Here is an 11,768-nt window from a genome sequence, read left to right as displayed (position 1 = left end):
CCGGGTCCCCGGGGAGCGGGCGACCAAACCAGCTGGAGGGAGCCCCGCCACCGTTTCAGAGCTTCCACCAGAGGTAGTAAGACGCGCGTCGCCGAGCGAAGGAGGCGTGAATGACCGGGGGGAACGGCATCGGGGACGGGCCGGCCGGAGGCGACGCCGTCCCCGTGGCGGACGTGCGGGTGCACGCGTTCACGGTGCCGACCGACGGTCCGGACGGGGTCGAGGAGGACGGCACGCTGCGCTGGGACTCCACCACGATGGTGCTTGTCGAGGCGGACGCGGGCGGGCGGACCGGCATCGGCTACACCTACGGCGACGTCTCGCTCGCGCCCTTCATCGAGTCGAAGCTCGCGCCAGTCGTCCGGGATCGGGTAGCGTTCGCGCCCGCCGCCGCGTGGCACGCCATGTTCGCGGCGATCCGCAACGCGGGGCGTCCCGGGCCCGGCGCCATGGCCGTGTCGGCGGTGGACGCCGCGCTGTGGGACCTGAAGGCGCGGTTGCTCGGCCTGCCGCTGTACCGGGTGCTGCCGACGTTCCACGACGTGGTCCCCGTCTACGGCAGCGGCGGCTTCACGAACTACCCGCTCGACCGGCTCGCCCGCCAACTGGGCGACTGGGCGGAGCGCGGCATCCCCCGGGTGAAGCTGAAGATCTCCCGTGAACCGGGCCGCGACCCCGAGCGGCTCACGGCCGTCCGGGAGGCGATCGGACCGGGCGCCGAGCTGTTCACCGACGCCAACGGGGCCCTGACCCGCAAGGACGCCCTGTCCTGGGCGCATCGCCTGGCGGGGGAGTGGGACGTGCGGTGGTTCGAGGAGCCGGTGAGCAGCGACGACCTCGCCGGCCTGCGGCTGCTCCGCGACCGGGGCCCGGGAGGGCTGGAGGTCGCGGCCGGCGAGTACGGGTTCGGTCTCGGCGACTTCACCGGGCTGCTGGACGGCGCGGTCGACTGCCTGCAGGCCGACGCGACCCGCTGCGGCGGCGTCACCGGCGTCCTGCAGGTCGCCGGGCTCGCGGCGGCGCACCGCGTGGACCTGTCCGCGCACTGCGCCCCGGCGCTGTCGGCGCACGCGTTCTGCGCCGTCGAGCGGCTCCGCCACTTGGAGTACTTCCACGACCACGTCCGCGTCGAGGACATCGTGTTCGACGGGACGCTCAGCCCGGCGGGCGGCTCGCTGCGCCCGGCCCCGGACCGCCCGGGCATCGGTTTGGAGGTGAGGTGGGCGGACGCCGAGCGGTACCGGGTGTACGGCGCCCGCCGCTCCTGCACGACGTGACCGGCCTGTCCATACAGATGCGATCCGGAGGAGTGCGCGAATGGCGCCGAAGACTCAGCAGGTTCCGGGCAAGAGCGCCCCGTCGATGTCGGGACCGCCGCGAGGCAGGACGACGATCGCCGTCGGGCGCCTGGCGAAGGCCCTCGCCAAGGCCGTCGAGGGCGAGGTGCGCTTCGACGACGGGTCCCGCGCCCTGTACGCCAACGACGCGTCGAACTTCCGCCAGGTGCCGATCGGTGTCGTGATCCCGAAGACGCTCGACGACGTCGTCGCGGTGCACCGGATCTGCCGCGGGTTCGGCGCGCCGATCCTCAACCGCGGCGGCGGGACGAGCCTGTCGGGGGAGACGGTCAACTACGCGGTGGTCATCGACCACTCGAAGTACCTCAATGGGATCGGCGAGGTCGACCCCGAGGCCCGGACCGTCACCTGCGAGACCGGGGTGATCAACGAGGAGCTGAACCGCCACACCGGGAGGTGGAACCTGGTGTTCGGCCCCGACCCCTCCTCCCACTCGCGCTGCGTCATCGGCGGCAACATCGGCAACAATTCGTGCGGTATCCACTCGGTGCAGTCGCAGCTGTACGGGCCGGGGCCGCGCACGTCCGACAACCTGCACGCGATGGAGATCGTCACCTACGGCGGCGACCGCTTCTGGGTGGGGGCGAACGAGGAGGAGCGGCTCGACGAGATCATCGCTGCCGGGGGCCGCAAGGGCGAGATCTACGCGGCGCTGCGCGACCTGCGCGACCGGTACGCCGACGCGATCCGCGCAGGGTACCCGTCGGTCGCGCAGATGCCGCGCCGCGTGTCGGGCTTCAACCTGGACGAGCTGCTCCCGGAGAACGGCTTCAACGTCGCCCGCGCGCTCGCCGGCACCGAGAGCACCTGCGTCACCGTGCTGCAGGCCGTCCTGCTCCTGACGCCCGCGATGCTGCAGCGCACGCTCGTCGTAGTCGAGTACGACGAACTGTCCGACGCCGCCGAGCACTGCGAAGAGATCATCGAGAAGTTCCGGCCGGTCGGTTTGGAGGCTCTCGACCGCCAGCTCATCGATGACCAGCAGCTTCAGCACAAGAACGTCTCCGACATCCGGGAGCTGCCCCGGCGAAGCGGCGGCGCATGGCTGCTGGTCCAGTTCGGTGCCGACACCGAGGAGGAGTCGGTCGGGACGGCCGAGGCGTTCGTCCGCTGGCTGACACGGGAGCGTGAGTACGCACCGGACCGGGTGAAACTAGTCAGGAGCACGCAGGAGGGCGGGCACAGCGGCGAATTGTGGGCGATCCGCGAGGCGGGCCTGGGTGCAACGGCGTTCCCGCCCGGCCAGGACCACTGGCCCGGCTGGGAGGACTCGGCCGTCCCGCCGTCCCGCATCGGCGACTACGTCCGCGCGCTGCGCCGCGTCATGGACCGGCACGGCATCACCGGTGCCATGTACGGGCACTTCGGGCAGGGCTGCATCCACTCCCGGATGAGCTTCGACCTGCGCACCGCCGGGGGACTGGCGACCTACCGGGCCTTCATGACCGACGCCGCCGACCTCGTCGTGTCGTTCGGCGGCTCGCTGTCGGGGGAGCACGGCGACGGGCAGCAGCGCGGCGAACTGCTGGAACGCCAGTACGGCCCCGAGCTGGTGCGGGCGATGCGCGAGTTCAAGCGCATCTGGGACCCGGACGGCAAGATGAGCCCCGGCAAGGTCGTCGATGCGTACCGGATGGACGAGAACCTGCGGCTCGGCACCGACCACAACCCCCCGCGCCCAGAGGTGAAGTTCGCCTACAAAGAGGACGACGGCGACTTCGCCCACGCCACGCTGCGCTGCGTCGGCATCGGTGAATGCCGCGTCCCGCAGGCGACCAACACCATGTGCCCCAGCTACCAGGTGACCCGCGAGGAGAAGCACACCACGCGCGGCCGGGCCCGGCTGCTGTTCGAGATGCTGCAGGGCGAGGCCATAACCGACGGCTGGCAGTCCAAGGAGGTCGCCGAGTCGCTCGACCTCTGTCTGGCCTGCAAGGGCTGCACCAACGACTGCCCGGTCAACGTCGACATTCCGACGTACAAAGCGGAGTTCCTGCACCACCACTACAAGTCGGCGCGACGGTGGCGTCCCCGGTACGCCTACGCATTCGGGTTCATCGACCAGGCCGCCCGGCTGGCGTCTCGGATGCCGGAGATCGCCAACGTCGCGACCCACACGCCGGGCCTGACGCGGCTGGCGAAGTTGGTCGCCGGGATCAACCGGCGCCGCCCCCTGCCCCGTTTCGCACCGATGACGCTTCAGAAGTGGTTCGAAGAGCGCGGCGGCAGCGTCAATCCGCACGGGCGACCGGTCGTGCTGTTCCCCGACACCTTCAACAATTACTTCCACACCAACGTCGGCGTGGCGTGCGTCGAGGCGATCGAGGCCGCCGGCTGGCAGGTCCTCATGCCGGAGAGCCACGTGTGCTGCGGCCGCCCCCTGTACGACTACGGCTTCCTCGACACGGCTGAACGCTACCTGCACAACGTGCTGGATGTGCTACGCCCGCACGTCCGCGCCGGCACGCCCGTGGTCGGGATGGAACCGAGCTGTCTCGCCGTCTTCAAGGACGAGCTGACCAAGCTCCTCCCTCACGACGACGACGCCGCCCGGCTCGCTCGCAACTCCCATCATTTCGCCGAGTTCTTTGACCGCTACGACATCGCACTGCCAAGGCTCCTCGGAGCCGGCAAGGCGCTGCTGTGGGGCCACTGCCACCAGCGCGCGACCGGCGGCATGGACAACGACACCAAGCTCCTGGAACAGATGGGCCTGGACACCGCCCCCCTCAAGGGCGGCTGCTGCGGCCTCGCCGGATCCTGGGGTTTCGAGAATGGCAAGTACGACATCTCGATGGACTGCGGTGAGCAGGCGCTCCTGCCCGCCGTCCGCCACGCCGACCAGACGGCGGCGATCGTGGCCAACGGCTTTTCCTGCAAGACGCAGATCAAGGACGCCGAAACCGGACGCCAAGCTCTCCACATCGCCCAGCTCATCCAACTGGCCCGCAGGCAGGAGGGCCACCCGGTTACCGGACGACCGGAAAACGCCGGACATCCCGGCAAGCCCGCACCGCCGCTCCCGCACCGCGTAACCCGCATCGCAACCACCTTCGGGGCCGCAGCCGGCGCCGCCGTTCTCGGCGCCGCCGCAACCCGCGCGGTGTACCGGAAGCTGCGCCCTCGCCCCACCACCGCATTCCCAGGACAGATCGTCTCCAGTCTCAGAATCGACGTTCCATCCAAAGGGATCAAGATCTCGAAAAAACGCTCCAAACGTCACGGCACCCGCCAACGACGAAAGTGATCATCCCCGCCCTGCACGAGCCGGCCCCTCCTCCCAACTCAGCCCCCGGACGAACCGCCACCGCTCGAACCGCCTAAGGTGCCCCGGCGTAGGACCTGGTGGTCGACTCGGCGCGGCCACGCGCGAACCGCAGACGCCGCAGAAAATGATCAACAGGCGGGACCCGAAGCAGCGTCGGACCCATGCAGAGTCCACGTGCTCGACGGCATAGCGTTTGCCGATTAGTTCCCGAAGAGTAGAACCGTACTGATTGCGCATCCAACGATCGGCACAGATGAAACTCACTTAGCCCTCAGGGTCGAGCATGCGGAGGGAACGTTCGATGAACCCCACATAGATGTCACCACGCCACGCATCGTTGACTACATTCGGCGATACCCAGCCGCAACATCTTCAGGCAGGCGCTCGACTCGCCCGCCCACCAGCAGGGCCACCATGGTCTCGGTCTTGCCCGTCCCCCGTCGGCATGACCACCGTGGCGGGCTGGGGCCGTCTTGACGCCCAGTGCCCCAGAACAGCGTGTACAGCTCCAAGCTGCGCCTCGCGCAAGCCAGCCAGGCCCCGCTGCGAGTCCTCCTGGCGGAACCGGAAGGCTTCATCGAACGAGGCAAGGACGTGAGAGGGATCCACATGTTCGGCAGCGGCATCCGGAGTTACGAGGCGCCACGCTATGTTGCCCTCGACAGCGCAATGCTTGGACCGCCGGGTGGGCAGATCTACTCCCATGATGCCTCACACGCACTAGATGGCCCAAGAAGCCAACCCAAGATCACGCATAGAGTACTTTACCAGCAGCCACCTCTTGTTCCTCGGATGTTTGACCTGATCCTCTTGTGTCGCGTCGCTGATCTTGGAGAAGTTGAAGGCGAGGGCTGCGCGTCGCGTGAGAGGAGTTCGTCCCTCTGAGGGCGGCTATCCGCTGTCGTCGAAGTAAGCACGAGGATGTCGGCCTGTGCGCTCGTCTGTTACCGGGGTCGTGTCAGCCGGGAACGGCGGCACGTGGGGCCAGGAGGCGCTCACGCACTCCGGTTCAGATGTGCGATGACCTTCTCTTCGGAGATGCGCCCTATTGGAGTAACAGAGTCCGGGAGAAGTGTCGCCCGTCCGGGTCGTATTACCAGTGGAATAGCCCGCGTGGTGTCGACGGCCAGCACGCGCGAGCCATGAACAGAGTAGTAAATATCGGGAAATGTTCTTGGGGTCTCTTGAGTGTGAGGAAATGATGGCTCCTTGGGCATGGTCCTAGCGTTTGCTGGATGCGTTCGCTCTCATTGCTGGATATTGAAACCGAAAGGTGTTTCCGGCATGAGGAGATGCGGATCATGGCTGCGAGGCGGCCGAACGCGTCCGGGGAAGCAGGTCGGGACGTGGGCGCGGACTCCCTCCTGGCGTGGGCCGAGCGGTCGGGGAAGCGCCGGGTGGCGCAGCCGCAGAAGGGCGGGTTGCGGTTCGCCTTCTACGGGCGGGTGTCGACCGAGGACCACCAGGATCCGGTGACGTCGCGGGCGCGGCAGCGTGATCAGGCCGCGGCGCTGGTCGGTGGGCATGGGCGGATTGTGGCGGAGTATTTCGATGTCGGGTATAGCCGGGTGTTGCCGTGGGCGCGGCGGCCTGAGGCTGCGGCGTTGCTGGTGGCGATGGCCGATCCGGATCGCGGGTTCGATGCGATCGTGGTGGGGGAGTACGAGCGGGCGTTCTACGGCAACCAGTTCTCTCTGATGGCGCCGCTGTTCGAGCATTACGGTGTGCAACTGTGGATGCCCGAGACCGGCGGCCCCATCGACTTCACCGCCGAAGCGCACGAGCAGTTGATGTTCAACCTCGGTATCCAGTCCAAGCGGGAGATCACCCGGACCAGGATCCGGGTCACCACCGCGATGGCCGCTCAGGCCCGTGAACAGGGCCGGTACCTGGGAGGGCGGCCGCCATACGGGTATCGGCTCGTAGACGCGGGCCCGCACCCGAATCGGGCCCACGCGGCCTGGGGCCGGCGGGCCCGTCGGCTGGAGCCCGACCAGCAGACCGCGCCGATCGTGGAGTGGATCTTCGCGCAGCGGCTGGCCGGGCACAGCATGGCCCGCATCACTCGGGCGCTCAACGACATGCACATTCCCTGCCCGTCCGCGGCCGATCCGCGGCGCAACGCTCATCGGTCCAAACGGGCGTGGAAGCTGACCACGGTGCGGACGATCCTGGCCAATCCGCGCTACACCGGGCGGCAGGTGTGGAACCGGCAGCCGAGCGAGCACGATCTGATCGATCCGTCCAACACCGGGCTGGGGCATCGGCAGGTGCAGCGGTGGAACCTGCCCGACGGCTGGGTCATCTCCGCCCGCTCCGCGCACCCGGCTCTGGTCAGCGAGGCCGACTTCATCGCCGTCCAGGGCATCCAGATCCCGCCCGGCGCCACCGCCCGCCCGGACCGCTGTTACCTGCTGGCGGGGCTGCTGCGGTGCGGGATCTGCGGGCGGCGGCTGGAATCGTGCTGGGCCAACAACCGGTCGGCGTATCGGTGCCGGCACGGCCACACCAGCGCGTCGCGCTCCGATCCGGATCGGCCCAAGAACCTCTACGTCCGCGAGGACCACATCCTGCCCCACCTGCCGACGCTGCACGTTCTCCTGACCGGACCGTCAGCCACCGCACCGGACGGCGTGTCCCCTGACCCCAGGGAGATCATCGACCACCTGCGCACCTGCAAGATCACTCTCACCTACGAGCCCGAGACCCGCACCTTGCGGGCCGCCACTCCGAAGGAGGTGAGGGTCACCATCGACCACCGACGCTGACACCGCGGCGCCGGGTGGCGTCGCATACTCCGCCTTGGCATACGGATTGCGGCTCGTGTGCTCACGGCATTCACAGCCGGAAGGAGGTGATCAAACAGCGAAAGGCCGACCCTCTCGGGCGTAAACCAAACACCGAGAGGCACTCCAGGATGCCTGGAAACGCCTGGTTATGTACAAATAGTGTGTCCGAGACCATAATTCTACCACTCGGCCATGTCCCTCTCAATGTAAACGCCCTGGTCGACGAGGGGGAGGGCTGAGCGGCCATGGCGAAGACCGAGCCTTCTCCCGCAGATCGAGTGATCCGGTGGGCCTCCACACTCAGCGTCATCGTGCTGGCTGGGATCGCCGCGGTGATCAGCTATAAACACATGTACGAGCTTGTGCTTCGCTACGGCGAGACGTCCTGGACGGCGGCGTAGCTGCCGGTCAGTGTGGACGGGATGATCGTGGTGGCCTCGATGTCGCTGCTGGTCGACTCCCGCCAAGGCCGCCGCAGCGGTCTGCTGCCATGGACGCTGCTGGTACTGGGCAGCGCCGCCAGCCTGGCCGCCAACGTCGCGGTCGCCGAGCCTTCGGTGGTCGGTCGGCTGATCGCGGCGTGGCCTAGCTGTGCGCTGATCGGGGCGTATGAGCTCCTGATGCGCCAAGTACGGCACGGTTCGCAGCCAAGGCTCGCGAACGCTTCATACGAAGCTGTGAAGAGGCTCGATGGTTCAGATGGGTCTCATACGCGCCCTCATATGAGCCTGATCAGGAGGGACGTGGCTTCTTACGAAGCTCCTACGACTTGGGATAACCCGTCGAACGGCTCCTACGACGTTCAGACGAACCGCGCTCAGACCGACAGTGTGGAGGAGGAGCTCATACAGAATGCAGATGAGGCCCAAGCAGGTGATGGCGGGGGAGTGGGTCGGGCTCGTCCGCGGCGCGGCCGACCGGCATCGGGGCTGCAACGCCAGGCATGGCAATGGGCCCTCGCCCACCGCACCCCGGCCGGGGATCTTCCCTCAGGGAAGGCCATTGCGGAGCGGTTCGGACGCCGCGAACGGTGGGGACGCCTGGTCAAACAGGCCGGAGCAGCCGGACGTCTGGACCCCGCCACCACATAGCTGAGTCCGGTCGACTCGCATCTCGTTGTCGGGATTCGAGGTCTCGGCTCGCAGAACACTCACACATGCCGATGACCGGTTGTTCCTCTACATACGGCTCGTCCCTGTTAGCGCTGGACAGTCGTTGTCCTCCCGACCTGCCGACGATCGTCGCTGACTCTGACACTCTTACCGCCGCTGCTCGCTCGTTAGCTGCTCAAGCCAGCAGACTTAGAACCGCTACTCCACCCTCGGCCACCACTCTCTGCGCCCGATTAAGACAGCCAGGTGAGTGGGATGAGTTTCGTGCCGTCGCGCCAGTTGTGGACGACTGATTCGCGGAACCAGGTATCGGGGAGGTTTGCGTGGTCGCAGACGATGATCTGGAAGTCGGGTGCGAGTTCGGCGACGACGTCGTGCAGGAGCTTGAACATGCGTAGTACCGCCCCGCGGTCGGTGTCGTCTTCAGGAATGCCGCTTTGCAGGGACACCTCCGAGGGGTAGTGGGCCTGGGTGGGCTGGTCGAGGATCAGGAAGCGAGGGACGGGCCTGTCCTGGTGGGTGAAGTAGCGGTGAAGAGCCAGGTGGGTCGCCAAGTGGTAGCCGATCCAGTTGGCGGCGCTTCCGATCCGCTCCAGGCGGATGGGGCCGCGTTCGGTGTCGGTGACCACAGTGAGGCGCGCGAGGTCCAGGCGGACGCTGCCCTGGCTGTGTTCGAGCTCCAACCGGTCGGCGTAGGCGGTCATGTCCTTGCCGACGAGCAGGAGTCGTGAGGTCAGTTGCTCGCGGGCGTCGTCGCCGCTCAGCTCTGTCTCCAGCGCCGCCACCGTCGCTGCGGCGCCGGCTGCCGCGTCCCGCAGGCGCTGAAGTTCGGTCTCGTCGGTGGAGCCGACACGCGACAGGATCGCGTCGATCCTTCCGCGGGTGAAATCCCGTCCGTCGGCGTCGGTGAGCTCGTTGATTCGCACTGCGGTGGCCAGGGAGGTCAGCGCAGCTTCGACGCTAGACAGCTCATCGCGCACGGATGAGGCCTGGCCGTCGAGCGCGATGAGGGCGCTGCGCTGGGAGGGACGCACCTCGGCGAGGCTGTCCAGTTGGTCTCGCAGCCGTGTGAGGCCGGCGCGCAGCGCATCCGGCACCGGGTCGGCATGCGGTGTGGCTTGGCCACACGCGGGACAGGAGGCACCGGCGGAGGGATCGCTGCCCGAGGCCGGGTCGAGGAGGTCGAGCGTCGCCAGCCGTCCGGTGTGCAGTTGGAGGGCGTCTTCGTAGTCGGATTCCTCGGTGGTCTGGGTGAGCAGGAGCTCCCGGTCGGCCATGATCCGCTTCAGATCGGCGCGAAGGTGGATCGCGCGCCGCTCCAGCGCTAGGTAGCGGTCCTGCTGCTGGGCGTCGTCGATGACTGGGCGGCGCTGCTCGGGAGCCTGGGCAACGCGGGCGCTGTGAAGGACCCGGACGAGGGAGGCGCGGTCGGTGACCTCGCCCGGGGGGATCAGGCCGACGGCGCGCGCTTCGCTGTGCAGGGCGCGCAGATCCACGTCGATCGTCTGCGCGGCAAGCTCAGCGGCCCGCAGCGCAGCGTCCGAGCGCTGCTGCGCGTGTTTGGCGTTGCGGAGTTGGGCGCGCTTCAACGCTTGATCCGGGGGGACGGCTCCCAGGAAGTAGGGGAGGGTATCGCGTAGTGCGTCGGCTACGGCGCGTTCGCCTTGGCGGTGGAACACGGTGGTGGGGCTGGAGATCTCGTTCTGGTTCTGCAGGCACATCAGCACCGCGTGGGCGAGGTTCGCCTCCAGCGGCGCCCGGCCAGTGCGCGGCCCGGGGTCGGTGAGATTCTCTTCGATACCGATGCGTCGGCCGATCTGCGTGCGCAGGGTGGCGGCGTCGGTGTTGATCCGTAGGTCCGTCAGGGCGGGGATCGGCAGGTCGGTACTGAACTCGAGCATCGCCTGCTGTGAGGACGCTTTCCCGGCGGCCGGTGCGGGCCGGGCGATGAATGCCTGCCCACCGGGCAGCTGCCACAATGTCGCGTACCAAGCGACCGTGTCGGTGATCGGCCCTTCGGGGACTTGGATTGATTTGCGACCCAGGCAGTAGTCGACGATTGTCAGCAGGGCGCCTTTGCCGGTCCGGGACTCGCCCGTCACTACGTTCAGGCGGCCTGGACGGAAGTCGATGCGGCGGATCTCGCCCCGGACGTTGTAGAGAATCACCGACAGAAGCTGCACCCGATCAGGGTGCCACACCGAACAGCGCGAAGAGCGTCGCTGGCTGCTCTGCGCGGGAGAACCATGTGCCGACTTTGCCCGCTGACTGCACGATATGCGCAGCGTCGCCACCTTGGACAGGCTTGGCGGTGTTGGGGAGTCTGCCGTACAGGGCTCCGTGGTCGGTCACCAGCAGCGCCCCGTGGGCCATGCCGAAGCGCAGTCCTTCACGGACATGGCCCGTAAGACTCCGGGCGCGTTCGGGGAAGCCGGCCCGAATTACCGGATGGTCGCCGATCCACGTCGACAGGTGTGTGCGCGTGGTCCTGGGCAGTGACTCCCGCGTGCCCTTGTGCAGAATAAGGGGGGCGACGAGGAACGCCAGCGGCCACGGCATCGGCTGGCCGGATGCACGCTCGTATTGCCAGGCGGCGTTCGCAGTGATGACGGCCATAAGGGCTGGGTTGAGGAGCGCGGCAGCCTCGGGGGATCGGTCGTCCCATGCCCTCATGGGCCCTCTGCCGTCTCGGCGGAGGCGCGGATGCTGAGTAGTTCCTCTACGCGGGACTCGAAGTCCGGGTGCCAGCCGATGTCGCCGCTGTCGGCCAGGACGTGCCGGCGGCCCCGGGCGAAGAACGGCTCGTTGTAGCGGGGGCGGACAGTGACTGCGGTGGAGTCCCTCAACCGCCGCAGCAGCGCCTTCCCGGCAGTGATCTTCGCCTGCTCATCAGCCTCCAGACCGAGGTCCTCGACCATGTCATGGAAGACCCGCTCCCACTCATCACGCAGATTGTCCTCGAACTTCTCTAGTTCGTGCAGGCCGATGAGGTCCTCGGTCAGCCACTTAGTGGCCTGGGTGACCGCCCGGTAGTAGTCGACGACCGCCCGGCGCAGGTTCGCGTCGTTGCAGCCGACCCACCGCATCTGGTGTACGAATGGGTCCTCGCCGTGCACCGCGATGACTTGGTCGGCGTCCACGTCCGACTGAGGGGCCCCGCGCTTTCCGGACAGCTGACTGATGGTGATCTGCGGGCAGATCTACGCTGCTTGCTCCCGGTCCAGGTACTCGGTGTGGACCT

Annotated in this window: 8 protein-coding genes; 5 read left to right on the top strand and 3 right to left on the bottom strand. The window is 67.8% G+C overall.

Annotated features, from left to right (window positions below; all coding sequences use genetic code 11):
- Positions 1-110 precede the first annotated feature (110 nt).
- The 5 genes from ACGFK0_RS36610 to ACGFK0_RS36590 all read left to right on the top strand — a co-directional run bounded on the left by ACGFK0_RS36610 (position 111) and on the right by ACGFK0_RS36590 (position 8,506).
- Positions 111-1,277 carry an enolase C-terminal domain-like protein gene (locus ACGFK0_RS36610; RefSeq protein WP_392913142.1) on the top strand — a complete coding sequence of 389 codons (1,167 nt, stop codon included), beginning with the start codon at positions 111-113 and terminating at the stop codon, positions 1,275-1,277.
- Between the two features lie 40 nt (positions 1,278-1,317).
- The gene (locus tag ACGFK0_RS36605; protein ID WP_392913141.1) at positions 1,318-4,605 is read left to right on the top strand and encodes an FAD-binding and (Fe-S)-binding domain-containing protein; all 3,288 of its coding nucleotides are present in this window, start codon (positions 1,318-1,320) and stop codon (positions 4,603-4,605) included.
- A 1,322-nt stretch (positions 4,606-5,927) separates the two neighbouring features.
- Complete coding sequence (locus tag ACGFK0_RS36600) at positions 5,928-7,394, top strand: recombinase family protein (protein ID WP_392913140.1); 1,467 nt, start codon at positions 5,928-5,930, stop codon at positions 7,392-7,394.
- A gap of 266 nt (positions 7,395-7,660) precedes the next feature.
- Complete coding sequence (locus ACGFK0_RS36595; RefSeq protein WP_392913139.1) at positions 7,661-7,816, top strand: hypothetical protein; 156 nt, start codon at positions 7,661-7,663, stop codon at positions 7,814-7,816.
- A 21-nt stretch (positions 7,817-7,837) separates the two neighbouring features.
- Entirely contained in the window at positions 7,838-8,506 is a 669-nt protein-coding gene (locus ACGFK0_RS36590) for a hypothetical protein (RefSeq protein ID WP_392913138.1), read from the top strand.
- A gap of 254 nt (positions 8,507-8,760) precedes the next feature.
- On the opposite strand, the gene ACGFK0_RS36585 is transcribed toward ACGFK0_RS36590, so the two are convergent.
- From ACGFK0_RS36585 to ACGFK0_RS36575, 3 genes are read right to left on the bottom strand one after another with little or no spacing between them, the layout of a single operon-like run.
- The gene (locus ACGFK0_RS36585; RefSeq protein ID WP_392913137.1) at positions 8,761-10,710 is read right to left on the bottom strand and encodes a DUF3732 domain-containing protein; all 1,950 of its coding nucleotides are present in this window, start codon (positions 10,708-10,710) and stop codon (positions 8,761-8,763) included.
- A gap of 4 nt (positions 10,711-10,714) precedes the next feature.
- Positions 10,715-11,200 (bottom strand): three component ABC system middle component, encoded by a 486-nt coding sequence (locus ACGFK0_RS36580; RefSeq protein WP_392913136.1) that lies wholly within the window; start codon positions 11,198-11,200, stop codon positions 10,715-10,717.
- Complete coding sequence (locus tag ACGFK0_RS36575) at positions 11,197-11,667, bottom strand: ABC-three component system protein (RefSeq protein WP_392913135.1); 471 nt, start codon at positions 11,665-11,667, stop codon at positions 11,197-11,199. The genes ACGFK0_RS36580 and ACGFK0_RS36575 overlap by 4 nt, the downstream gene beginning before the upstream one ends.
- Positions 11,668-11,768: the final 101 nt, after the last annotated feature.

Origin of the sequence: Spirillospora sp. NPDC048823 (assembly GCF_043198445.1) — a bacterium.
Classification (GTDB): domain Bacteria; phylum Actinomycetota; class Actinomycetes; order Streptosporangiales; family Streptosporangiaceae; genus Spirillospora.
This window is presented reverse-complemented; position numbering and strand designations above follow the sequence as displayed.

Bases quoted from the DNA above. Each gene is read 5' to 3' on its own strand.
- ACGFK0_RS36610 (WP_392913142.1), top strand. From the start codon at position 111: ATGACCGGGGGGAACGGCATCGGGGACGGGCCGGCCGGAGGCGACGCC.
- ACGFK0_RS36580 (WP_392913136.1), bottom strand. From the start codon at position 11,200: ATGAGGGCATGGGACGACCGATCCCCCGAGGCTGCCGCGCTCCTCAAC.
- ACGFK0_RS36595 (WP_392913139.1), top strand. From the start codon at position 7,661: ATGGCGAAGACCGAGCCTTCTCCCGCAGATCGAGTGATCCGGTGGGCC.
- ACGFK0_RS36600 (WP_392913140.1), top strand. From the start codon at position 5,928: ATGGCTGCGAGGCGGCCGAACGCGTCCGGGGAAGCAGGTCGGGACGTG.
- ACGFK0_RS36605 (WP_392913141.1), top strand. From the start codon at position 1,318: ATGGCGCCGAAGACTCAGCAGGTTCCGGGCAAGAGCGCCCCGTCGATG.
- ACGFK0_RS36590 (WP_392913138.1), top strand. From the start codon at position 7,838: ATGATCGTGGTGGCCTCGATGTCGCTGCTGGTCGACTCCCGCCAAGGC.